This window comes from Gracilibacillus saliphilus (genome assembly GCF_010994085.1).
In the GTDB taxonomy this organism is placed as follows: domain Bacteria; phylum Bacillota; class Bacilli; order Bacillales; family Amphibacillaceae; genus Gracilibacillus; species Gracilibacillus lacisalsi.
Genome location: NZ_WJEB01000049.1, coordinates 1 through 24,503 on the forward strand (window position 1 = coordinate 1; position 24,503 = coordinate 24,503).

At 36.6% G+C, this 24,503-nt stretch carries 25 protein-coding genes and 1 riboswitch; of the genes, 4 read left to right on the forward strand and 21 right to left on the reverse strand.

From position 1 onward, the window contains the following. Positions 1 to 261: 261 nt before the first annotated feature. From GHT08_RS20835 to GHT08_RS20850, 4 genes are all read right to left on the reverse strand, one after another. Entirely contained in the window at positions 262 to 1,053 is a 792-nt protein-coding gene (locus tag GHT08_RS20835) for an alpha/beta hydrolase (protein WP_163583318.1), read from the reverse strand. A 108-nt stretch (positions 1,054 to 1,161) separates the two neighbouring features. Continuing rightward, positions 1,162 to 1,677, reverse strand: coding sequence for a GNAT family N-acetyltransferase (locus GHT08_RS20840; RefSeq protein ID WP_163583319.1), 516 nt, complete (start codon positions 1,675 to 1,677; stop codon positions 1,162 to 1,164). Positions 1,678 to 1,808: 131 nt separating this feature from the next. Then, complete coding sequence (locus tag GHT08_RS20845) at positions 1,809 to 2,417, reverse strand: transglutaminase-like domain-containing protein (protein WP_163583320.1); 609 nt, start codon at positions 2,415 to 2,417, stop codon at positions 1,809 to 1,811. Positions 2,418 to 2,480: 63 nt separating this feature from the next. Continuing rightward, entirely contained in the window at positions 2,481 to 2,954 is a 474-nt protein-coding gene (locus GHT08_RS20850) for a GNAT family N-acetyltransferase (RefSeq protein WP_163583321.1), read from the reverse strand. A gap of 107 nt (positions 2,955 to 3,061) precedes the next feature. Here GHT08_RS20850 and GHT08_RS20855 point away from each other — a divergent pair, with 107 nt between their 5' ends. Then, on the forward strand, positions 3,062 to 3,514 hold the full coding sequence (locus GHT08_RS20855; protein WP_163583322.1) for a GNAT family N-acetyltransferase: 453 nt from the start codon (positions 3,062 to 3,064) through the stop codon (positions 3,512 to 3,514). Between the two features lie 54 nt (positions 3,515 to 3,568). Here the strand turns inward: GHT08_RS20855 and queE are convergent, their stop codons facing one another. The 11 genes from queE to GHT08_RS20910 form a co-directional block, all read right to left on the reverse strand. Continuing rightward, positions 3,569 to 4,297 carry a 7-carboxy-7-deazaguanine synthase QueE gene (gene queE / locus GHT08_RS20860; RefSeq protein WP_163583323.1) on the reverse strand — a complete coding sequence of 243 codons (729 nt, stop codon included), beginning with the start codon at positions 4,295 to 4,297 and terminating at the stop codon, positions 3,569 to 3,571. Continuing rightward, the gene (gene queD, locus GHT08_RS20865; RefSeq protein WP_163583324.1) at positions 4,290 to 4,757 is read right to left on the reverse strand and encodes a 6-carboxytetrahydropterin synthase QueD; all 468 of its coding nucleotides are present in this window, start codon (positions 4,755 to 4,757) and stop codon (positions 4,290 to 4,292) included. Before queD ends, queE begins: the two co-directional genes overlap by 8 nt. Further along, the gene (gene queC, locus GHT08_RS20870) at positions 4,757 to 5,425 is read right to left on the reverse strand and encodes a 7-cyano-7-deazaguanine synthase QueC (protein ID WP_163583325.1); all 669 of its coding nucleotides are present in this window, start codon (positions 5,423 to 5,425) and stop codon (positions 4,757 to 4,759) included. The genes queD and queC overlap by 1 nt, the downstream gene beginning before the upstream one ends. A gap of 78 nt (positions 5,426 to 5,503) precedes the next feature. Next, a riboswitch (PreQ1 riboswitch) is annotated at positions 5,504 to 5,548 on the reverse strand. A gap of 201 nt (positions 5,549 to 5,749) precedes the next feature. Then, positions 5,750 to 6,547 carry a helix-turn-helix domain-containing protein gene (locus tag GHT08_RS20875; protein WP_163583326.1) on the reverse strand — a complete coding sequence of 266 codons (798 nt, stop codon included), beginning with the start codon at positions 6,545 to 6,547 and terminating at the stop codon, positions 5,750 to 5,752. Between the two features lie 369 nt (positions 6,548 to 6,916). Then, positions 6,917 to 8,005 carry a rhamnose ABC transporter substrate-binding protein gene (gene rhaS / locus GHT08_RS20880; protein WP_163583327.1) on the reverse strand — a complete coding sequence of 363 codons (1,089 nt, stop codon included), beginning with the start codon at positions 8,003 to 8,005 and terminating at the stop codon, positions 6,917 to 6,919. A gap of 59 nt (positions 8,006 to 8,064) precedes the next feature. After that, the gene (locus GHT08_RS20885; RefSeq protein WP_163583328.1) at positions 8,065 to 9,042 is read right to left on the reverse strand and encodes an ABC transporter permease; all 978 of its coding nucleotides are present in this window, start codon (positions 9,040 to 9,042) and stop codon (positions 8,065 to 8,067) included. A 2-nt stretch (positions 9,043 to 9,044) separates the two neighbouring features. Beyond that, positions 9,045 to 10,037 (reverse strand): ABC transporter permease, encoded by a 993-nt coding sequence (locus GHT08_RS20890; protein ID WP_163583329.1) that lies wholly within the window; start codon positions 10,035 to 10,037, stop codon positions 9,045 to 9,047. Continuing rightward, positions 10,037 to 11,560, reverse strand: coding sequence for a sugar ABC transporter ATP-binding protein (locus tag GHT08_RS20895; protein WP_163583330.1), 1,524 nt, complete (start codon positions 11,558 to 11,560; stop codon positions 10,037 to 10,039). Before GHT08_RS20895 ends, GHT08_RS20890 begins: the two co-directional genes overlap by 1 nt. Positions 11,561 to 12,017: 457 nt before the next feature. Next, complete coding sequence (locus GHT08_RS20900; protein ID WP_163583331.1) at positions 12,018 to 13,670, reverse strand: response regulator; 1,653 nt, start codon at positions 13,668 to 13,670, stop codon at positions 12,018 to 12,020. A 1-nt stretch (position 13,671) separates the two neighbouring features. After that, positions 13,672 to 15,459, reverse strand: a complete 1,788-nt coding sequence (locus GHT08_RS20905; RefSeq protein WP_163583332.1) for a cache domain-containing sensor histidine kinase — start codon at positions 15,457 to 15,459, stop codon at positions 13,672 to 13,674. Then, positions 15,449 to 16,495 carry an autoinducer 2 ABC transporter substrate-binding protein gene (locus tag GHT08_RS20910; RefSeq protein WP_238343637.1) on the reverse strand — a complete coding sequence of 349 codons (1,047 nt, stop codon included), beginning with the start codon at positions 16,493 to 16,495 and terminating at the stop codon, positions 15,449 to 15,451. The genes GHT08_RS20905 and GHT08_RS20910 overlap by 11 nt, the downstream gene beginning before the upstream one ends. A gap of 198 nt (positions 16,496 to 16,693) precedes the next feature. Here GHT08_RS20910 and guaC point away from each other — a divergent pair, with 198 nt between their 5' ends. Next, positions 16,694 to 17,668 carry a GMP reductase gene (gene guaC / locus GHT08_RS20915; RefSeq protein WP_163583333.1) on the forward strand — a complete coding sequence of 325 codons (975 nt, stop codon included), beginning with the start codon at positions 16,694 to 16,696 and terminating at the stop codon, positions 17,666 to 17,668. Positions 17,669 to 17,798: 130 nt separating this feature from the next. After that, a complete protein-coding gene (locus GHT08_RS20920) occupies positions 17,799 to 18,326 on the forward strand; it encodes a CueP family metal-binding protein (RefSeq protein ID WP_163583334.1) in 528 nt (175 codons plus the stop codon). 14 nt (positions 18,327 to 18,340) lie between these two features. Here the strand turns inward: GHT08_RS20920 and GHT08_RS20925 are convergent, their stop codons facing one another. Genes GHT08_RS20925 through GHT08_RS20935 form a run of 3 tightly spaced genes read right to left on the reverse strand, consistent with a single transcriptional unit; the run spans position 18,341 to position 20,578 of the window. Further along, on the reverse strand, positions 18,341 to 19,018 hold the full coding sequence (locus GHT08_RS20925; protein ID WP_193568332.1) for a DUF2306 domain-containing protein: 678 nt from the start codon (positions 19,016 to 19,018) through the stop codon (positions 18,341 to 18,343). Positions 19,019 to 19,020: 2 nt separating this feature from the next. Further along, a complete protein-coding gene (locus GHT08_RS20930; protein ID WP_163583335.1) occupies positions 19,021 to 19,959 on the reverse strand; it encodes an SDR family NAD(P)-dependent oxidoreductase in 939 nt (312 codons plus the stop codon). 43 nt (positions 19,960 to 20,002) lie between these two features. Further along, positions 20,003 to 20,578 carry a TetR/AcrR family transcriptional regulator gene (locus GHT08_RS20935; protein WP_163583336.1) on the reverse strand — a complete coding sequence of 192 codons (576 nt, stop codon included), beginning with the start codon at positions 20,576 to 20,578 and terminating at the stop codon, positions 20,003 to 20,005. A gap of 274 nt (positions 20,579 to 20,852) precedes the next feature. On the opposite strand from GHT08_RS20935, the gene GHT08_RS20940 reads away from it, so the two are divergent. After that, positions 20,853 to 21,407 carry a PilZ domain-containing protein gene (locus GHT08_RS20940; RefSeq protein ID WP_238343638.1) on the forward strand — a complete coding sequence of 185 codons (555 nt, stop codon included), beginning with the start codon at positions 20,853 to 20,855 and terminating at the stop codon, positions 21,405 to 21,407. A gap of 43 nt (positions 21,408 to 21,450) precedes the next feature. Here GHT08_RS20940 and copZ read toward each other — a convergent pair whose 3' ends face one another. From copZ to GHT08_RS20955, 3 genes are read right to left on the reverse strand one after another with little or no spacing between them, the layout of a single operon-like run. Further along, positions 21,451 to 21,657 (reverse strand): copper chaperone CopZ, encoded by a 207-nt coding sequence (gene copZ / locus GHT08_RS20945; RefSeq protein ID WP_163583338.1) that lies wholly within the window; start codon positions 21,655 to 21,657, stop codon positions 21,451 to 21,453. 21 nt (positions 21,658 to 21,678) lie between these two features. After that, positions 21,679 to 24,048: a heavy metal translocating P-type ATPase gene (locus GHT08_RS20950; protein WP_163583339.1), complete on the reverse strand. Its 2,370-nt coding sequence runs from the start codon at positions 24,046 to 24,048 to the stop codon at positions 21,679 to 21,681. 16 nt (positions 24,049 to 24,064) lie between these two features. Beyond that, on the reverse strand, positions 24,065 to 24,367 hold the full coding sequence (locus tag GHT08_RS20955; protein ID WP_018933119.1) for a metal-sensing transcriptional repressor: 303 nt from the start codon (positions 24,365 to 24,367) through the stop codon (positions 24,065 to 24,067). Positions 24,368 to 24,503: the final 136 nt, after the last annotated feature.

Below are 24,503 nucleotides of genomic sequence, written 5' to 3' on the forward strand. Positions count from 1 at the left end.
CGGTACATATACCTCACCTCTCCTTTTTTAGAAGCACCCAACAAACGCACACGTATGTTCCTTGTTTATTATTATATACCAGAACAAACGATCTGTCAAAACCGTTCACCATTCATCTCATCACTAAAATAACGAGTTTTCTGGTGAACATTTATAAACGAAAACATTACACAGCTAACCTTCAATTTATCACTTAGTCATTTGAAAGTATAAGCTTTCTAGAAGTAAAATCATGACCTTGAAACAACTTTTCCTTTGTAGCTACGAAATTACGTTAAACGAGTGTAAATACTTCTCCATTTCCATTCTTGTTTTATGAAAGTACTTATTATGGTGCTTACCATAGTTAAAAAAACCATGTTCCATACCTTCAAAAGTTTTGAAGGTAATATCATTTCCTTTATCTCTCATTTGTGTAATAAAATCTAGATTTTGAGCATAAAAATCGTCAGCTGTACCACAAATCCATAGTGTAGGAGGTAAACATTTTTTCATATTATGAATAGGTGAAAGTTTAGTAGCATTTTCGAGTAATTGAGGGTATCGTCTTCTCATGATATCCACTCCATCCATTCCGGCAGCGAAAATAATTAACAAATTGGGAATATGGTCGCTACTTTGATTACTATATTCAGATTCATCATTTAAGTCTTTAAACATAATGGAAGAGATAGTAATGTATCCTCCTGCAGATGAACCACATACAACTATTTTATTCGGATCGACTCCCAGCTCAGAAGAATTTTTTCTTACCCATCTAACAGCTGACTTTACATCTGTTATTGCTTGGGTAGGTAAGAAATCTTTATCAGAGCCATTTCGATAGTCAACACATATGGCAACCATACCCTTAGAAGCAAAATAATTTGCTTGATGTTGGAATTGTACGGGAGATTTAGGATTCTTCTTGAAACTACCTCCGTTAAAAAATAAAATTGCTGGCCTGTCTGTTTGCTTTACCTCTGGCTCAAATATGAACAATTTTAATTTTCTATCCTCTATCACCTTATAAGTTCTTTCAGATACGGGGAAATCAAATTTAAGTTTACTCATCGCCCAACCACCTTGAAGTTTAGAATTATATTATTTTATTCTCTATGTATCTCTGATTATCTTGCTAAACTATTTCCAAATCAGATCTTTTTTGTGATGAGCAAATGATTAGGATAGTGCGTTAGCATTAAGGGCTACTTGGACGATTTGTTGTTCTCCATTTTTCTCAAAGACTTTATATTTCTGCATCCCTATTCTCTCTGCTACTCTTTGGGACGGTATATTCTTCATGGTGGTGTATGAAAAGACCTTTGAATAATGTAGAACTTCAAATGCGTATTCCTTACAAGCAGTTGCAGCTTCTGTTGCATATCCTTTATTCCAGTAGTTTTTGATAATATGAAAGCCAATCTCAGGTACTGTTTCATCTGCAATATTTTGCATTGTGATGCCACAATCACCAATGAATGTATCATCATCTTTTAAAACAACTGCCCATAACCCGTGATTATATTTTTGGTAATTTTCGATATTCCACTGGATCCACTTTTCTACTTTTTTGATATTAAAAGGCTCAGGATAGTATTGCATCGATTCTGGATCAGAAAGAACCAATGACAACTCTTCTACATCCTCCAACTTTAATTCCCGCAAATACAATCTTTCTGTTTCCATTATTTTCACTAATTTCACCTTCTTTATAATGAACCTTTCTTCTCTAATATTACCATAATATTCAAACCAATTAATGGATACATAACAAAAAAAGAGCGATCCATTTGCTGACCGCATTGTATTGTTCATGTGCTGTTGTATTATAAGGTATCTGGAAGGTGATTCTTGTACATTTCGATAACATTTGTATAGGCTTGTAAAGTAGTAATAGTTTTTAGGTTAGGTTTTGGAAAAATATTTGGATAATCTTCCTCGCCAAACTCCTCCTTGACGGAAAATGCTAATTTTTCTTCTTCTAAAGAAAATTCTGCTTGTACTCCTGGTTTATTTCCCCGACCGTCTACTCTTATCCAACGATTTACCGAACTGAGAAAAACGCCATTTAATGCATGTAATGAGTAACCCTTTTCTGGTGTGTCAAAGATCATTAACTTTTGATAACAGAATCCGGTAGGGATCCCTTCAGCACGTAATATCGCTGCTAACAAATTAGCTTTTGCATAACATATACCTTCTTTAACTCTTAGCACATCTGAAGCTTGACAGGTTACGATTGAGCCTTGAATATCCCATGAATGAGATATTTCATCTCTTACAAATTCAAAAGCTGTTTTCACCTTTTCGATTTCAGTCTGCTCTTCGTTGAATAAATCTTTTTTCTTATTTTGAATGATGGAATGTGAATAATTAACAACTTCCAGCTCTTTGAGATACTCTGCCATGTTGTATGATTCTGGTATCAGTTTCATTCTCTCATCTCCTTTATGTATAATTATACAAAATATAGAATATTAATACAATAACTAATCAAATTATCCTAAGTATTTTTTAAATAACACTCTACCTTGATCAGAACCATCATAACTGGTGTGAACTGGTACACCATTTACTTCACTATCGCCTTCTTCTATTTCAAACCCCATTTTTTTGTGATAAGCAAGCGAAACTTTATTCACTGGGGAGGTGACAGCACGAACAATATTTCTATTATGTTTTTGAACCACTTGAAATAACTCCTTATAAAGTTGTTTTCCGATCCCATATTTTCGATAATCAGGGTGAACACCGACGAAATGAATATATGCTTCATTAGCATAAGATTGGGACAAAAAGCCGATTAAAAAACCAACAATTTTACCATCCTTTTCAGCGATAAAACTTGTATTATTGAAATGGACGAAAAATAATTTGGGCAGCATATCAGACACTTGTCTACCACCCCACCAATCATTGATTAGGGGAGATATATTATTATAATCTGAACTTTTCACTAAACGAATTTCCATAACTTTTTACACTCCTAATGAATCTAGTTTCATCCTATTGTAAAATAAAGGGAGAATAACTTAAAGGATATCTGCTTGATTCCAAGATATTAACAAAGGAGAAGCCTATGGAATTACAAACGAAACGATTAAAAATTATTCCTTGTACAAATGAAACACTATCTTCCATTTCCGCATCTGAAGAATATCAAGTTGGTTCTCATATAACGATGTATTTAGAAGCACTAAAAGAAGACGCATCACTTTTAGGATGGGGGGTATGGTTTGTAATAGATAAAGATAATGACACTGTTATTGGTGATATTGGCTTTAAAGGAAAACCAGATTCAGAAAACACGATTGAAGTAGGTTATGGAATAGTGCCTTCCATGCAGGGGAAAGGTTGTGCAACGGAAGCAGTTAAGGAAATTATACTTTGGGCGTTTACATCCAATAGTGTAAAAAGAATCACTGCTGAATGCGAGAATAATAATGTTGCATCAATCAGAGTATTAGAAAAGTTAGGCTTTAATAGATTAGGTTCAGAAAAAAATATGTTGAAATGGCTATTGGAGAGGTAATGTGGAATTATACTAACCAAGACGTGCATAATAATTGCACGCCTTGGTTGGTTTTCACACACCTCTTTTATTCCCCCATACCAAAGTATGGATCTGTGGTAACACACGGACATCGTTTAAAGCACTGGAGTTCATCACCTGCTCAATTAACCACTCATATTTCGTTAATAAATGAGTCGCTAATTCGTTCGGTGCTACTGCCTCTAAATTATCATTCCCTACCTGTACGAAAAAAGAAACCTCTGGATACCTATTATGAACGTTAGTTGCATAATCCAGGTCAGTGTCATCAAAAATAACCACTTTTATACTTGTATGCGGAAGACGCCCGCGCTTTTCTAATTGGGCTAAAATGTCATCCAACATCGTCCAATTGGTTTTCATCATGGAGCTTGGTGGTTTTGGAGATATCGTTAAGTCGTCTACTTCCACAAACCAGTCCTGCCAACGACTCCCTTGCGTTTCCAGTGCTACTTCCATATCGTTCGAGTGTAATAAGTCTATTAATTCACCTACATGTTTAAGAAGTGCCGGATTCCCGCCTGAAATCGTGACATGATCAAACTGATCACCACCGACTTCTTTTAATCGATTGAAAATTTCTTCACTAGTCATCTTGACAATATCTTCTTTGGCACTGCCATCCCACGTAAAGGCAGAATCACACCATGCACAGCTGTAATCACAGCCGGCAGTACGAACAAACATTGTCTTACGGCCAATTACCATGCCTTCTCCTTGGATAGTTGGACCGAATATTTCCAATATAGGGAGCTTATTCACCGATCATCCACTCCCGTCTTGCTTCCGCATAACTTGTTGGCGTTTCAAATAAACGGACAAACTCTACCCGACATTGATTTGGTAAATCCTGTACTGCTTCTTCCATCTTCTCAAAAATCCAAACAACCATATTTTCTGCTGTCGTGTTCATCTTTGGTAAGGTTTCGTTTAAATAACGATGATCGAGATGGATTTCAATTTTTTCTTTCCAGATTTGTTTGATATCGCCAAAATCCATGACAATTCCAATGTCATCAACAAAGCCACTAATACCAAATACTACCTTATAAGTATGTCCATGCAGATTTTTGCATTTTCCTTCATAACAATGAAGGTGATGGGCTGCATCAAAGGTGAACTCTTTACTTACCATGACACGTTTCTGGTGATATTTTAATTGATTCCTTTTAATGTCCTGATCTATTTTCTGTAAATCATCGACAATTCGAAAACCGTACATTATTGATTCACTCCATTACGTTTTGCTAAATAGGTCTCTAATCCTTTTTGCCTTAAATGACAAGCTGGGCATTCTCCGCACCCTGTTCCTCTAACACCGTTATAACAGGTTAATGTGTTTTCTCTGATATAATCAAAAGCTCCTAATTGGTCTGCTAATTCCCATGTCTCTGCCTTATCGAGCCACATTAATGGAGTATGGACAACAAAATCATCATCCATTGACAAATTCAAAGTAACATTTAATGATTTAATAAAGATATCTCGGCAATCAGGATAACCGCTAAAATCTGTTTCACATACACCTGTAATAATATGTTTCGCATCGATTTGTTTTGCTAGAATCGTTGCGAAGGATAAAAATAATAGATTTCTTCCCGGAACAAACGTATTGGGAAGCTCACCATCTTCTCCATCTGCAACTTCAATATCCTCTCTTGTCAAAGCATTTGGTGCCAATTGATTTAACAGTGACATATCCAGAATATGATGTTTAAGGTCTTGCTCAGCTGCAATTTCTTTCGCTACCTCAATTTCCGCTTGGTGACGCTGATTATAATCAAAAGTTACTAATTCCACATGGTCGAACTTTTCTAACGCCCAAAAAAGGCATGTCGTACTATCTTGACCACCACTAAAAACAACCACTGCTCGATTATTTTTATCCATAAAAAAATTCCCCTTTCACATTGAAAAAGAGAATTCTATACACCCAAAAACAAAAATCATACCTAAGGCACGGCATGATTATCCTTAGTTTTTTATAGAGGGTGTAGCTAGAACCTCTCCTGCTTAAATCGCAGACTTGTATGTTATTTTAACCACAATTTGTAGTATAGCATATTTTCCTAGACAAAAGGAAGTCAAATAAAGGAATAATAAATACTACTAATGAATCAATAGTGGCGACTGAAACCAATAACTTTGAATTTTAAATGCACTTTTTTTATATAAGAAGTCTACTAAATGGCCGCTAATTTAGTTGTGAATATCTTATATATTGCCCTCACCTATTCCTATATTGGATGATAGATACTGCTGCATTAATACAGCTATTGAAATTAAAACTGGTGGGTCATCTATTCTTGGTGGGCGCAGGGTGACGTCTAATTGTGGCGTTTCTTGATGAGGTTGAACAATAATGGGTTCTTCTAGTTTTGCTCTAAGTGTCGACTCTGTTAATAATATCTCAGAACTATTCATTCCGGTATTCACCGTAGTAGAAAGTAAATAGTAGGTACCCGCTTTCACATTTTCAAATGCAAACTCCCCTTCTGTTTCAAGAATGGTCCCGTACAAAGGCAGACCTTCCGGGATAGGCTTAGAAAATAAACCTAATAATATAATACCATTTATCTCTGAAGGCGATGTAACCTTTCCTCGAACAGTTTGAGAAATATTTCTATAGCGATTAAAAGCTTTAGTACGTTTTAATTGAATTTGCTGAAGGTGTTGCGTGACACTCGATTCTGATTGACGAAAAACAGAGGGTGACACGCCTACCTTTTGTGTAAATCGGGTGGTAAAAGTACCAAGGCTATGTTGCCCAATCTCCATTCCTATATCTCTTATCGTTAAATCTGTATGGATCAGTAATTCTTTGGCTCTTTGTAGTCGAAGTGATGATAAATAGTAGTGTGGCGGCAGACCGATTTGATCTTTGAATATTCTAGAGAAGTGATAGGGACTGTAAGCAACATGCTTTGCTACTTGTTGAAGTGTGATTTCTTCATGTAAATTTGCTTTGATATATTTAATAGCTGCTTCAACTTCAGGAGAGTTATGTACCATGAAAACACCTCATGACTGTTTTCTATCATTTTACTAAATCTACGAAAATGAATCTACTATAATTAGTATTTGTTATAAAAAAAAGTATAGTGACAGGAGTAGCTTAGTACAACTCACCAATCGGCAAATATGAATTGCATGAATAACAATTTTATGGTTATGGTCACTTTTCGTGATTATATAGCCACTTTTGAGCACTTTATGGCCACTTTTAATCTTTTTATGGCCACTTTCGGATTATGTAAACAAAAAGCACCCCACATATATTTATGCGAGATGATTTTTAATTGTTAATTAACAGTAGATCCATAATTATCCATATGATCGGGTGAGAAAGGGCGGGAGTTGATCCCGCCCTTTTCCAATCATTTAATATATATCTTTCCATTCATCGATATTTTCCGGATCAAACTGGAATGGGTCACCTAAAAGAATTTCGATACCGTCGTCACTTTCTGTTACTTCAAATGGCCCTTCAAGATCACCAGCTTCAAAAGTTTCACCAACTTCACCAGTAATCTCCTCTTCCACTAATGCATTAGCTGCATAACCTGTTAAATAACCAACATCAAGTGGATTCCAAAGGTACATCCATGGACTCACACCGTTAGAAATGTATTCTGCCATTTCACTCGGTAAACCTAATCCAGTTACAAGTACTTCTCCTTGAAGCTCTTTATCTGTAATAACCTTGGAGGCTGCTGCAATTCCTACCGTTGTTGGTGCCACAATTGCTTTTAAATCTGGATATGATTGAAGCAATGCTTCTGTTTCCGATACACTTTTATCTCTTAAGTCATCACCATAAGCAACTTCAACCAACTCCATATCTGCATATTCTTCATTTTCTAATTCTGTCCCCATCCACTCGATCCAAAGGTTTTGGTTAGATGCTTGAGAAGTTGCACTTAAGATCGCGAATTGTCCTTCATTTTCCATCATTTCTGCAACTGCTTGCACGAGGGTACGGCCAATTGCCTCAGGGTCTGCTTGATTAATGTGAACTGTTCGAGAGTCACCATTTACCGCAGAATCCGCTGAAAGAACTTGAATTCCTTGATTCATCGCTTTCGTCAAGACAGGTTGTAATCCATCATAATCATTGGCAGAAACAGAAATACTATCTACTTGTTGGGCAATTAATTCCTCGATTATTTGGATTTGACCTTCTACTGTCGGCTGATCCGGGGAACGAAGAATTGCTTCACCACCTGTTTCATTGATTGCCGTTTCAAACCCTTCCATTATTTTCTCACCGTAAGGGTTACCAGTATTTTTGAAGACAAATGCGTGTCTTTTTTGTTCGCCATCTCCGTTATCGGCCGTTTCTTCGGTTCCATTTTCATTGGAGCTTTCTGATCCTTCGTCATCACCACCGCTTTCTTCGCCTCCACCGCAGGCTACCAGCAGTCCTAATAAAAGTACAGCTAATACATGTAAGAACCATTGCTTTTTCATAGCTTTTTCTCCCCTTTTTTAACATTTTATGATCAACAGTAACATGACTGTTTAACCCATTACTTACTCTTCTTCACTCGTAAATTCGTAATCGTCACCGATATAATTAATAACAACCCAATGATGACTAATAATGCTTGTGCCGGGATATTAATTAATCCAAGACCGTATTGTAAATACCCAATAACAAACACTGCAAGGATTGCCCCTAACATTCTCCCTTTACCACCGGCTGTACTAATCCCTCCTAAAGCAACCATTGCAATTACATCTAATTCATACATATTGGCGACATTAGGTCTGGTACTACCCATTCTTGCTGTTAGAAAAATAGCTGTTATCGCTGCCATTACACCGGCCAACGTAAAGACAATCAGTTTAATGCGATCTACTTTGATTCCGGCGAACCGTGCTGCAGTTGGGTTACTCCCGATTGCGTATATTTGTCTGCCGAACACTGTCTTTTGCTGAATTAAGACAAACAAAATAGCAAGCGCAATAAATAGAATTAAAATAAACGGTATCGTTCCAATATAGCCCCACCCAAAAAAAGAAAACCATGTAGGGAAGCCACCAGCTGACTGATCTTCTAAAATCATGTAAGCAATACCGCGATACAAAATCATCGTGGATAAGGTAACGATTACGGCGGATAGTTCACGATATTTCACTAACAGCAAACCATTTAAAAGCCCACATAATGCACCGACAACTAAACATAAAATTAGCGCTACAATCATTGGCATCCCGGCATTATATGCTGTTGCCATAACAACAGATGATAGGGCTACAGTCGACCCAACGGAAATATCAATCTCCCGCATTAACATGATCATTACCATCGGAAAGACAATAAATGCTTTATCTAAAAACGTCATCGTCGCATCCGTCACGCTCGTGTAATTGAGAAAATAGGGAGAAATCGAGCTATTCATCATGAATATAGCGATAATTAGCAGGACTAACATCCATTCCCATTGCAAGAAAAAGCGTTTCCAAGAAAAAGGTTGGCTATTATCTATCGTTCTTGTTACCATTGCTAAATCTCCCTCCTCAGACGGTTATTTCTTTCGATAAATTCACGGATATTTGTATTAAAGAGAACTGCAATTAGGATAATAGCCCCTTCGATTCCCATCTGCCAAAAAGGAGAAACGTTAATTAATGGTAAGCCATTACTTAACACACCTAACAGCATAGCACCTAAGAGAACTCCTGTTACTTTGCCAACACCACCTGCAATACTGACACCACCCAAAATACATGCAGCAATTACGGTTAACTCATAACCTGTTGCTGTATCACCTTGAGCAGATGCATATTTAGAAACCCATAAAACACCTGCTAATCCTGATAACCCACCCATCATCGTATAAACAAGCATTAAAATCTTTGTCTGATTAATACCACTTACACTAGCAGAATCTGGATTACTGCCGATCGCATAGATTTGCCTTCCCGTAATCGTTGTATTAACAAAATAATAGAAAAACCCAAAGGTAAGAATCGCAATAAACACTAGCGTATTAATACCTAATATGGAACTGGTGGCTATATGTTTAAAGGAATCTGGCATTTGGTATGCACTTACCCATTCACCACCACTTGCCCAGAATGTCATTCCGCGGAAAACATTCATTAAACCAAGTGAAGCAATGATCGGTAGGATTCCTACTTTCGAAACTAATAAACCGAGTATGACGCCACAAACACATCCCACTACGATTCCTAACAAAATAGCTAATATGGGGTGTATCCCAGGAAAGGCGCTGACCGTTAAAGCGGTAATCATACCGGACAGTGCAAGGGTTGCCCCTATCGATAGATCAATACCTCGGGTGATAAGAACGAGCATCATACCAAGTGCTAAAATGCTGAGAATAGCTGTATTTGTTAATAAATCTCGCAGGTTACCTATCGTCAGAAAGGCAGAGTTCAAGAGTTGAATAACAATCGCCAAAATAATAATGAAGCCTAACAAGCCTACTTCGCGAAATTTCGAGACTTTTTCTAAATTTAATTGTTGTAGCATTACCCTGTCACCTCCTGGCTCATTACGATCTTATCTTTGGACATGGCTGCTTCTAATATCGCTTCTTGACTTGCTTCTTTTCGATTCATAATACTTGTCAGCCTTCCTTCACACATGACAGCAATTCGGTCACTCAAGCCAAGTACCTCCGGCATTTCAGATGAAACCATAACAATGCCATATCCTTGCTTAGCTAAGTCAACAATGATTTGGTAAATAGCGGATTTAGCACCGATATCAACACCTTTAGTAGGTTCGTCAAACATAATCACCTTTAAATCGGTAGTTAATAATTTAGCGACTGAGACTTTTTGTTGATTACCACCAGACAATGAACTGGCTAACTGGAAGATACTTGGAGTTTTTACGTTTACTTTTTCTGCCAGTTCTTTCGATACTTTACGCTCTTTTTGTTCATTTAACCAGCCATTATTAGACAACTCCATTAAAGATGCTAACGTAATATTTTGTTTAATCGACCACTGTAGAACAAGACTTTGTGCCTGTCGGTCTTCTGGTAAGTAACCAATTCCTAAGTTCATCGCTTTAGATGGATGGTCAATCTTTACCTTTTTTCCATCAAAAATGATCTCACCTTCATCATAAGGCTCAATTCCAAAAATGGACTGACATAATTCACTTCTTCCTGCTCCTACTAAACCTGTTAAACCCAGAATTTCTCCTTTTCGTAAAGAAAAAGAAATATCTTTAAATCTACCAATTTGCCCTAATCCTTCCACTCTCAATATCTCTTCTCCGATTTCAGCTTGCTTATCTGGAAATAGTTGCTTAATCTCACGGCCCACCATCGCTACAATCAAATCTTCATTGCTAATTTCATCAACATTCCACGTGCCGATATATTGCGAGTCTCGAAAAACAGTTACCCGGTCAGCTAATCGATACATGTCTTCAAATCGATGAGAGATAAATATGATCGAAACACCCTCATCTCTTAGTTTTTCGGTAATCGTGTATAATTCTTCACTCTCACGGTGAGTTAAAGCAGCAGTCGGTTCATCCATGATAATAATTTTGGCATTTGCCGATAATGCCTTTGCGATTTCTACAATTTGTTGCTGTGCTACACTTAGTGCTCCCATCTCCATTTTGGGATCTAAGTCAGAGCCTAAGCTCTCGAGCAATGTTTTTGCATCTGTATGCATCTCTTTCCATTTAATCATGCGGGTTCTCGGATTAATTTTTTCGTGTCCCATATATATATTCTCCGTAATGCTTAAATCTGGATAGTTGGTCACATGTTGATAGATTGCTGCGATTCCTAAGCTTTGTGCTACTTTGGGCCCGTTAATCTCGATCTGCTCGTCATGTAGATAAATTTTCCCTTCGTTTGGTTGATGTATCCCGGTAATGACTTTTATAAAAGTTGATTTCCCTGCACCGTTTTCCCCCATTAGTGCATGGATTTCTCCTTTTTTTAATTGAAAAGATACGTTATCTAAAGCTTTCACACCTGGAAATTCCTTGGTGATGTCACAAAGCTCTAATATATAGTCTGACACCCCTCTTCACCTCTCTTTGGTTTGTATACGCTTACTTCCAGTGTAGTGAATTAGTCTCATAATGAATAGGAGACATCTTTCTGATAGGGGGGTGAAATTTCGGGAAAAGTTGTTAAGCTAACATTTAGTTCGTTATTTGACGGAATAAATGTCAGCTCTCACACCCGGTTCTACCGGCCGATCATCCATTTCCAAGTTATAATGGTTACATAAGAAAAGCGCAGAGCGCCCGATTAGAAACGTAGCGACGGGAACGAATTAACTGAGATAAAGGAATCACGGTGAGTTTACGAACCGATGATGACTTATCGTAGGGCGATTCGTGAAGTCGCCTATTTCTGGGCGCTCGGAGCTAGACATCTACGCATATTTTATACTTTCCTTACAACAAAAAAACATGGAGTATTACTTCCATGTTCTCTTGGTCACTATTTATTTGTAAATTCCTTAATGAATATCAGCTTGATTCAAAAACCCCGACTGATGAAAGTCTCATTTTATATTTTGATGGAGTTTCGCCGTAATGTTGTTTAAATAGCTTACTGAAATATTTAGTATCACTGTAACCGACCTTTCTAGCAATTTCTCCAATTTTAAAAGCATCTTCCATTACTAGCTTTCTAGCCTGTTTCATTCTTTCTTTCGTTACAAAATCATGAACGGTTTCTCCTGTTTCATTTTTGAATTGTTGACAAAAATAAGTGGGATTCATAAATACTTGTTGAGCAATTCGGTCGATTGTAATTTGTTTATCTAAATGACCTAGAATCCACTCTTTCGCGATAACAATCTGATCCTGTTCATTCTGTGATTCAATCATTTTTGTCTTTTCCAATAATTGATCAACCCAATTCCATACTTCAATCTTTAATTCCGTTATACTAGTAGTCCTTTCTGTAATGGTAAAAATATATTGAAATAGATTACTGCTCAAACTAAATGTATGACTACTTAACTCATTCCATATTTTAATACCTAAAAGTTGCAAAATTTTTTCTAATTCTAGCGGAGAATATAAATTGCTCAACAAATCTAAAAAAATAGTCAGTTCCTTCTTTAGGTATAGATCATCAGTATGGTGAATAGCCAGTACTATTTTCTCTATTTGGTGAATAATAGCTTTATCCTCTATGATATTCTCTTTTAGACTAATCCGGCTCCGCTCATCTGTTGTAATAATTTGATTGGTTCCTTTTATTAAACGTAATTTAATAGCTGTTTTTAAATCCTTTTTTCGAGTAGTAAGCAAGGTTAATTGGTCAAAAGGGTCACTCATAGCAATAGAACAGCATAATGCAGTGTACTTCTGAATATTTTCTAATAAATCGTTAGCAAACTGTTTTGATTTTTCTACGGTATGATTAGATGGAATAGATTGAAGCACGATCCACCATTCATTATGTTTTTCCGCCCATTTCCATGCAGCCATTCGTTTTTCGCTATTCCAATCCATAATCATTTCGTCCATAATATTGCTGATTGCAAATATCCAGTTACTCCACTCCTCATCATCAAGCTTCTTTCTCTTACTTTTTAATTGATCTGCGCTAATATATAGTACAACATATTCGCCACTTGGAAATTGCTTTGTCCACTCTAATAAAGAAACATCCATCTCTTCCTCACGCATCATTTCCTGTAGTAGTTGAGCTTGCTGCAAATAGGTTGTTTTTTCTGCTTCCTTTGCTAATTCTCTTTGTCTTCTTTCTTCTTTTGCCTGTGATTGTATCTCTTTACTTATTCGCAATAACTGTAGCCGGAATTCCTCTCGATCAATTGGCTTTACTAAGTAATCATTTGCTCCTTCACGAATGGCTTTTTGTAAATATTGAAAATCATCAAATCCACTAATAACAATGGAATGAAAATGCTGCTGTTGCTTCAATTGCTGAATAAGCGTTAATCCATCTATTCCTGGCATTTTTACATCTGTAATAACGAGATCAACCTTTATTTGTTCTTGGTGAATAGCTGTTAAACATTCTTCACCGTCACCATAACTACCGATAACCTTGAATTGATCACCAGCTTGTAATACCTGTCGTTCTAAACCTCTACGCAATCTCGGTTCATCATCTACAATTACTGTGTTAACTTTCCTAATAGACAAATTAAGACACCCCTTTTCTTTCTATATTATTCTCTAACGGTAACAATAGATAGACTACCGTTCCGATTCCTGCTTTACTTTCAAGGTCAAGACCATATTGTTCTCCATACATCATCTTTATTCGTGCATGTACATTTAATAGACCATACTGTGAATCCCGCAACATCGGGTCTTGGTCTAATGACAACTGTATTTTCTTTAAAATTGCTTCTTCCATTCCTGGTCCATCATCTGCTATTTCAATAAGTAGATTTTTATCGTTATTCACCTTCATACGGACTTCAATATTAATTTTCCTAGAACGATCCAACCCATATTTGATCGCATTTTCAATGACAGGCTGTAAAATAAACTTCGGTATCATATAATTTTCTTGATCGACGTTTATCGATAACAAAAAATGAATACGCTCTTCAAAACGAAACCGCTGAATCGTTAAGTAGTCCTCTGTATGACTTACTTCTAGGGATATCGGGACGAGCTTATCCTTGTTATTTAAGGAATAACGTAACATTCTTCCTAATAATGTAACGATCTTAATCACTTCTTCTTTGTCATCTTCCTCCACTGCGTAGCTAATCGTTTCCAGTGTATTGTACATAAAATGCGGATTGATTTGAGATTGCAGCGCATACAATTCTGCATCTTTTTGTTTTAATTCAATCTGATAATTTTCCCTAATAAGATATTCTATTTCTTGAATCATCGAATTAAAACTTTTAGCAAGCATTCCTACTTCATCTTTTTTTTCCATTGGTAGGTCTACTTTAAAATTACCTTTCTCCACACGTTTCATAAGAAAAGTTAATTTCTTGATTGGGCTGGAAACATTCCATGCTAACAGAACAGAGATGACACTACTTAGGATTACAATAATAATAAAGGCAATGATCGTACCGTTTCTAACCACATTCGTATCTTTCATTAACTCATGTAATGGAATTCTGTGAAATGAGTACCAATTCATGGTGGGGAATTTATACGTACTAATCAAGTCATTATCGATCCAATCCGTTGTTCGAAAGCTGCCGTTAATTTTGGGGTAGTGTGAAAACTGTGCATCTACTTTTCCGATCATACTTCGATCACTATGATAAATAAAACGCCCATCTTGATCAGTAAGCCATATCGTTGGATCACGGTCTCGTGTCAACCCTTGCATGGCTTGCTCGATAAAATTTAAACCGATGGCAATAAACATCGTACCCAGATTCTCCTGATTTTCATAATCTCGTAATTCTCGCATCATAAAAAGATAAGGGGGATCACCCTCAAATGCTAAATCTACTTCATTAGGCAGAATAAACTCCGTCCCACCTTTTAAATCAATCTCCTCCCCTAAAAAAGATGGAAATTCTTCGATATTAACATTGATCTCTGTGTGTTTTGTACTTTGAAACAAACGATTCTTACTCAAAATAAAAACACCTAATATATCTGAATTACCGCTAGTCATATACATTCTTGATAAGATACCATTGACCAAAAATTCGTCTCGGAAAAGTGCAGAATTATTTTGATAGGCATCTTTTCTTAATACTTCGATAATCTGTGAAGAATTGTATAAAGCATCTGGTAATGATTTGTAATCATTTAACTGATTATTAATATTGATATTTGCTTGCTCCAATAATTTTGGGATATATTCTCCCACTTGATTTTCAATGGACATGGTATACTGCTTATATGCAATGTATCCTAATACGGACACAGGAATAACTGTGACTAAAATATAAGTAATCATTAACTTTGTCATTAGTTTTCGATTACGAAAGTAGTTAAAAATCATATTGATCTACATTCTCCTTCGTAAAATCAATCGGCTCCCCCATAATAACTGTGTCATTCATTACGCTTATTTTTCCAACACCACTGATTTCCTGGTTATCATAGGGAAAATCTCCTTCTGCCAATTGCTTACTCAATGCAACCGTTAGATAGCCTAGTTTTTTCGGACTCCATAATGTTACGACTTGCACGACATCTTTTTTTAAGTATTCGTTCATCGGATTAGGAGAAGACAATCCTACAATAGCAACTTCTCCAACTTTCTCTTCCTCTAATACGGCCTGTGCGGCTGCTGGAGGTGCTACAGAGGAATTACCGATAATGCCATCTAAATCAGGATACTTCGCTAATAATTCTTTTGCTTTAGCATAAGCTTGGTGTGGATCATCATTAGCCGCAACCGTCTCTACTAATTGCATGTCAGGGTAAAATTCCTGGTGTTGCTGGTTGATCCAATAAAGCCATTCATTTAAATTAGCTGCTGTATCAGCACCTGTCATAATGGCAAACTTTCCTTTTTCATCGATATTCCAAGCTAACGTATCCATCAAATGTCTGCCTAACGTTTCATCTTGAACCATATTAATGAAAAATGACCTCCCTTCAGCTGCAGTATCAGCATCCCACGTAATAACCTTGATACCCATTTGCTCTGCTTTCTTCAAAGAAGGTAATAATTGCTCTGGGTCATTAGCTGATACAGCTAACACATCAATATCCTCATTTTGGACCAATTGATTAATGACTTCGATTTGCTGCCGGGCATTTGCTACAGATGGGCCTTGATAAATAACTTCTACTTGCAAATCATCGCCCGCTTCCATTACCCCTTGCTCAACCGCATTAAAATATGGAATGTTCATTACCTTTGGTACAATAGCAATTTTATATGTACTACTTTTTTGATATTCTGTCTGTTCTGTTATTTCTTTCGATGAATAGACAACATGATATGGCTCCTTACTTGTCCCCTTCATATTGCAACCGCTTACAACTAATGCTAATAAGACACCTAATAATAGATACTTCTTCCGCAAAACTATCCCCCCATAGTCTTTCCATAATCAACTAGCCACTCTTTCTTTACCTATATAGATTTTATCATTACTCTTATTTGATTACTAGCTAGTAGAAACGACATTATCATTGACAAAATTCTTTATCTATATTATATTACCTAAGGCGAATGATTATGAATAACCCATTAAAAATGTTCGTCTTTAGGAGTGAGATAAATGGAAAATGTATTTGATTATGAAGATATTCAATTAATTCCTGCAAAATGTATCGTAAAAAGTCGTAGTGAATGTGATACGTCGATTCAATTTGGAAAGCATAGATTCCGCCTGCCAGTTGTTCCTGCTAATATGCAGACAATTATTGACGAAAAAATTGCTACTTTTTTAGCAGAGCGTGATTATTTTTATGTGATGCACCGTTTTGAACCTGAAACGAGAAAAGATTTTATTAAATCCATGAGGGAAAAGAACTTAATCGCTTCCATTAGTGTCGGGGTGAAAGATGAAGAATATAGCTTTATTGAAGAACTTGCCGATGAAGAACTTGTTCCGGATTACATTACAATTGACATCGCACACGGACACTCTGATGCTGTAATCGAAATGATTCAGCACATTAAAAAGCATTTACCTGACAGCTTTGTGATTGCAGGTAATGTTGGTACACCAGAAGCAGTTCGTGAATTAGAAAACGCTGGTGCGGATGCAACTAAAGTTGGTATTGGCCCTGGTAAAGTGTGTATAACAAAGGTGAAAACAGGTTTTGGTACTGGTGGATGGCAGCTTGCTGCTTTAAGATGGTGTGCAAAAGCTGCAACGAAACCAATCATTGCTGATGGTGGTATTCGTACACACGGAGATATCGCCAAGTCAATTCGTTTTGGAGCATCTATGGTAATGATCGGCTCTCTGTTTGCCGGCCATGAGGAATCACCAGGTACAACGGTAGAACATGATGGCAAACTGTACAAAGAATACTTCGGTTCTGCCTCTGAATACCAAAAAGGTGAGAAGAAAAATGTAGAAGGTAAAAAAATGTATGTGGAGCATAAAGGAGCTTTACAAGATACATTAACTGAAATGGAACAAGACCTGCAATCTTCTATCTCATACGCAGGCGGAAAAACATTAAATGCGATTCGCACAGTCGATTATGTCGTAGTGAAAAACTCGATTTTTAATGGAGATTAATACGAAAGCACACCTATTAACTTAGGTGTGCTTTTTTTGTCGAAGTTGTGTCAACAATCAGCAAAGGATACTGCAATTTCATGTAAAATGTTATACTAATTCTAGTATTATTTCAGAGGAGTCGATATCAATGAAAGTAAGATCAATATTATCATTTCTACTAATCATATTATTATTTGTCGGCTGTAGTAATGATGAAGAACAGCAAGCAGATACAATATCTACAGAAGAATTAAAAGATCTCGTCCATCAATATAGTATCGATGAAAAAGATTCCGGATCTGCTTCTATTACTTCTACAGATTTAATCATTGCCGAAAAGAATGGTAATGAAACAAGCTATTCTTTACCAGATAATGAGTTTTTTGTTTCGATCGCACCATTTATAAATGAAACACATCCTTGTACTAATCATAGTCTTACTGGTTGTCAAGGAGAGTTATCCAACACTTCTTTTGATGTATATATAGAAGATACAGACGGTAATATCGTAGTAAATGAAACGGTTGAGTCCTTTGATAATGGATTTATTGATTTATGGTTACCACGAGATAAAAGTTATCAAGCAAAGATTAAATATAATGGGAAAGTAGCTGAATCAGAATTCTCTACTTTTGACGATGATGGAACATGTATTACAACCATGCAACTAATGTAAGGTAACGATTCTTTTTATATAACTTTTTGATTGAACTTCCTTCCGTAATGTACACTGAACCCTATGATCACTGGTGTAATGACAATGGTTGGTGCAAACCATAAGAAAATACTAACCGATTCAATATTCAATAATCGTGGTGCTCCGAAAACAATAAATGCTGTAATCGTCGAAATGGAACAGGCTAACATCCCAATTAAATGTTCGATATACCAATGTCCTTTTATGCTAGGCTTACGAAGCCAATAAGACAGCTGGCTTCCACCAACAAACAAGCCGACAGCAGGGAAATAACTTAATAATGGCATATCGATATAAAACCCATAGACACTGATCAAAGCTGAACTCGTAAGCAAAGTAAAAGAAAATGCCAGATCTGCTACATGCCGATGAGGCGTTTTTCTTTTTTTAAATTGTAATACCCTTATACCGTACCAGGCTGTTGCGGCGCTTAGTATCGCAATATAAACAAGAAACCAGGAAAAAGTTTGGTCTCCTGCAGGATCGTAAAAAATCCGGTAAAAACCCATATAAAATGCTGTAATAGCCACAACCGCCATCGAATAGGTATACACCCAACCAATTTTACGATGGATCTTTCCACCTTTACGTACGACGATTGGAATCCAAAAAATAAATAATGCCAGAAAACCTGCAATAATATGAGAAATGCGAAACAGTTCAAAAATCATTTTTATTCTTCCCCCTTATAATAGGATAACGTTTGTTTGATTCCTTCTCTGTATGGGGTACGTGGTAAAGTAAGGATATGCTTTTCATATTTCTCTCCACTCAAGACCACTGGGTCTTCAGTTAAATAAAGCATTTCCACCACTTCTTTCATATCTTTATCAAACAATCCCAGAAAGGAGATAAGTCCTTTTTTTACTGTAAACACCTTTTTCGTAAATCGTTCAACTTCCCTTACTAGTTCGATAATTTCTTTTCCTGATATAACATCAGTAGCTGGAATATTCCAATGCTGCCCGTACGCATCAGGATGGTGTGCTAACGTAATAATTGCCTTGGCACCATCTGGTGTATAAATATACTCACGCTTTACTTTTTGATTTCCTATAAACATCGCTGTTTTATCCTGTCTCACCGACGCGAAAAAATAATGGAGCATCGATTGCTCAGCACCTGGACCATAGAAATCAGGAAAATGAGCAAATAGTGCAGAAACTCCAGAATTTTTGACTATTTCCTCCAGTCGTAGTCGTACCTTACCTTTTTTAGTATGGGGTTGTTTTGGATAATCTTCGCTAATTTTCTTTCCGTTCCCTTCCCCATAAGCATAGATATTATCAACAATCGCTAGTTTGATATTCTTTTCTTTAGCCAATTCAACGACATTAATCATGATCTTTTCAAGTTTTTGCTCCCACTGGGAATATGGAACATTTAATGCATGAAAAATAACATCTATATCATATAATCCTTTTTGCAATTCGTCTTTATTCTGAGCATCCCCTGGCCAAAGAATTACCCGATCATCATGGCCGAAAATGGTTTGTAGTTTTGCTTCATTACGTGCAAATGCTACTACTTCTATCTCTCTATTTACTAATTCCCTTACAATTGCTTGCCCCATTCCCCCACTTGCTCCTAAAACCATTGCTTTTTTCATCATATCCTCCTTTAATTAACCATTGTTCAATTAAATCATAAAAAAATTAATCCTTGTATATTATTCCTAAAATCATATCAACATGTGACATTGCCAATTCCTCTACCTCTTGAAAAGAGTGACCGATTCTACAGTAGTGAGCAACAAATCCATGTAACATTAAAAAGACAGACCAAATTTTTTTAATTTCTATTTGTTGGTTCGTTAATGCCGCAACTGCCTGTGCAAATTGCTGATAGCTTTGTTCAGGTGCATTGGTAGTGTAATGCTGTAATTCCTTGTCATTCATAATAAACATCACTTCATAATGATTAGGATACGTCAATCCAAAACGAATAAATCCCAAAAGCAGCTCTTTTAACTTCTCTTCTCTTGAAAGTTCTAATTTGTCTAACTGTGCTAATTCCTGATTAATCATGGCAAAATCTTGCTCAATCATCGCATAAAATAAATCAGCTTTGTTTTTAAAGTGATAGTAAATCGCTCCATGACTATAACCTAATTCTCTTGCAATCATTCTCATCGAAACAGCCTGAAATCCTTGATCCACAAAGAGCTGGTGTGCTACATCGATGATCGCTTCTCTTGAAAGTTCCTGATCCACTGCTTTTCGCGGTGCCATATAAATAACCCCTTTTTAACCACTGTTCAATTAAATCATATAAAAAATGGAAGTGATTGTCAATCCCTTTTTCAAAATATTTCCCAATTGTATATTTCATCAAATTATTTCTAATTAAGCTAACATCTGTATATATGAACAATATAGTTTTATTTTCCTATAAATTTTAGAAGGAAATTACTATATGCGTGACGAAATATACTTATGGAACATAGGTAATATGGAATGAAATCAAAATACTTGAATAGTATTTTTATCATAAAAAACTAATTTATTGAAAAAGGAAGTGTTTCATATTGAACTGATTGTCCTGACTCAAATCATCATATCTGTCATTGCTCTAATCGTTACTGTTACTTTCTATTTCAAGCATAAAAAATCGAAAGACCATCAGAAAGAGTCTCGTACTCCAACTAATCCTGAGTTGCTTGAGGCTAACATACGAAATAATTTCCGTATTACCTTACATCAGCAACCATGTTTAATTACTCTCATCCACTTAGAAAACGCTCAACTATCGCAATTAACAAACAAACAATTTTATGGCTATGTAGATAATATCAGTACCAGCGGCTTAATGTTTTTATGCAATTTTAATTTTCCCGTTAAAGATCGCGTGACGGTCCAATTAAATATATCGATTAAATCGTACCATTTTACTTTAAACGGGGAGGTTATCCGTAAGGAAGAACATAAGAAAAAGAAACAAATAGCGTATGGTGTACAATTCCACAAAATGTCAGAAAAAGAAAGAATTCGTCTCACTAAAGTATTAAATGAAGTGATGGTCGAAAAAAAGAAAATGTCAAATATGGTTGGAGTGCGTTAAAAAGGGGATACCAATATAATTTGGTATCCCCTCGTTTTACTACTTATACTATATCGTACCCTTGTTCCTCTACTGTTTCGTGCATTGCTTCGATCGTTACATCTGCTTCGTCATAGGATACATTTACAGTACCTTCTTCTAAATTTACTTCTGCTTTAGTTACACCCGTTAATTCTTGTAATGCTCCCTCTACAGATGCTTTACAATGACCACATGTCATACCTTGAACTTTTAGAGTTGTTTGAGCCATTTGAATCTCTCCTTTTTAATTCTATATTTTTACTCTTTTCAATCGCAGAGAATTTGTTACCACACTTACAGAACTAAACGCCATTGCAGCACCGGCAATCCATGGTGCTAATAAACCAGCTGCCGCAATCGGTATGCCTGCACTATTATAGACAAATGCCCAGAATAAGTTTTGGCGAATATTTCGAATCGTTGCATGACTGAGTTTAATAGCTTTTGGAATCAACAGTAATTCGCCCCCTAATATCGTTACATCTGCAGCTTCAATCGCCACTTCTGTACCGGTTCCTATTGCAATTCCGATATCAGCAATTGCTAATGCAGGCGCATCATTTATACCATCACCAACCATTGCAACGGTTTTTCCTTGTAACTGGACTTCTTTTACTTTGTCTGCTTTCTGTTCTGGCAGTACTTCTGCAAATACTTGATCAATGCCAACTTGTTTCGCGATAGCTTGTGCAGTAGTTTCATTATCACCAGTTAACATGATCACTTGCAAATCTTGTGCTTGTAACTGCTGGATGGCTTCAACGGCAGACGGTTTTATTGTATCTGCTACAGCAATCACTCCGCTAAGCTTGCCATCAACAGCAATTAGCATTGCCGTTTTCCCTTGTTGTTCATAACTTTTTAATGCATCTTCTTTATCACTCGTTTGAATACCGTTATCTTGGAGTAACTTTCGATTACCTACTACAAGGCTTTTTGCATTCACTTTTGCTTTAATACCATGCCCGGGTATTGCTTCAAATGACTCTGTTTTATCTATTGGAAGCTGTTTCTCTTCTGCATATGTTACAATAGCTTCTGCTAAAGGATGCTCGGAACCCTTTTCTGCACTGGCAAGCAATTGTAATGTTTCCTCATCACCACTGAAATCGGTCACTTCCGGCTTTCCTTTTGTCAATGTACCGGTTTTATCAAAGATAATCGCGTCTAATTGATGCGTTTTTTCTAAATGTTCTCCACCTTTAAACAAAATACCTGATTCGGCTGCTTTTCCTGTTCCAACCATAATCGATGTTGGTGTAGCAAGCCCTAATGCACATGGACAGGCGATTACTAGTACCGCTATAGTCGCGACTAATGATGCTTCGATATTACCAGGAGATACGAATATAATCCAGATTAAAAAAGTGACGATCGCAATACCTACCACTATTTGTACGAAATAGCCTGAAATTACATCTGCCAGACGTTGGATTGGTGCTTTTGATCCTTGAGCATCCTCAACGACTTTAATAATCGAAGCCAATGCGGTATCTTTCCCTACCTTGGTCGCTTTCATTGTTATCGAACCATTTTTATTGATCGTTGAACCAATGATTGTATCATCGATCGTTTTCTCAATCGGGATTGACTCCCCAGTTATCATCGATTCATCTACTGCAGTCTGACCATCGATAACAATACCGTCTACAGGTATTTTTTCACCAGGTTTTACGATTAATCGATCACCCACTTCAACCTGTTCGATGGGAATCATCACTTCTTTGTTGTCACGAATCACTCTTGCTTCCTTAGCTTGTAAACGAAGTAATTTTGAAATCGCCATCGTTGTTTTACTTTTCGCAGCAACTTCTAGATATTTACCAAAAAGAATCAGGGTTATTATGACAGCACTTGTCTCAAAATATAAATGAGGCATGCTACTCATCAACATTTCATATACACTGTAAAAGTAAGCAGCACTTGTACCTAGCGCAACCAGTACATCCATGTTCGCCGTTTTGTTCCTTAGGTTCTTATACGCACCTCGGTAAAACTGCCAACCTATAATGAATTGAACAGGAGTAGCCAAAGCAAATTGGAACCATGGATTCATGAATATAGCAGGTATGCTTATATTAAATAAATGCACGAGCATTGTTGCAAAAAGTGGTAAAGTCAATATTACAGAAATAATTAACTTTTGCTTCATTTTTTGAAGTTGTTTTTCTTTTTGGGAGTCTTGTTCCCGATTATCCGCCTTTCTTTTTGCATCATACCCTAGTTTCTGAATTCGACCGATCATGTCTCTTTCCTCAATAAAGGAAGGGTTGTATTCAACAGACGCACTTTCCGTGGCCAGATTAACTGTTGCTTTTTGAATACCTGGTTGTTTGTTTAAAACTTTTTCGATACGATTGGAGCAAGCAGCACATGTCATGCCGTATACATCCAAATCGATTCGTTCTGTCTGAACGCCATAACCAAGCTTTTCAATTTTTGCTTGGATGTCCTCCACTTGAACATTATCAGGATCATAAGAAACACTTGCTTTTTCTGTTGTTAAGTTTACCTGTGCGTCCACCCCGTTTATTTTGTTTAATACTTTTTCAATTCGATTAGAGCAGGCAGCACATGTCATGCCAGTAATCCCTAATGTGACTTTTTTGTTTTCACTCATTTAAAGTTCCCCCCCTTTATTTGGAGAATTGTTTCATAACTTCCATCAGCTCTTCAATCGTTTCATCACCATTTCCTGATAAAATAGCGTCACTGACACAGTGTTTGATATGTCTTTCCGTAATGGAATAGCCTACTTTTTTTAGAGCAGCATTAATCGCACTTATTTGTACGAGAACATCTACACAATAACGATCTTCTTCAATCATTTTTTGTATGCCCCGAACCTGACCTTCTATACGCTTTAACCGATTAACGGTAGCTTGAATCTCCTCTTTAGATCGCGGTTTACTTGGATGTTGGTGCAGGGATTCATTCACAAATATCACATCCTTTCTATATCTCTAATTATACTATACCCCCCTATAGTATAAAGTGTCAACATTTTTGTTTAAATAAGAAAAGCGCAGAGCGCTCGGAGCTAGAAATCTGCGCAAAATTTTATACTTTCTTGTC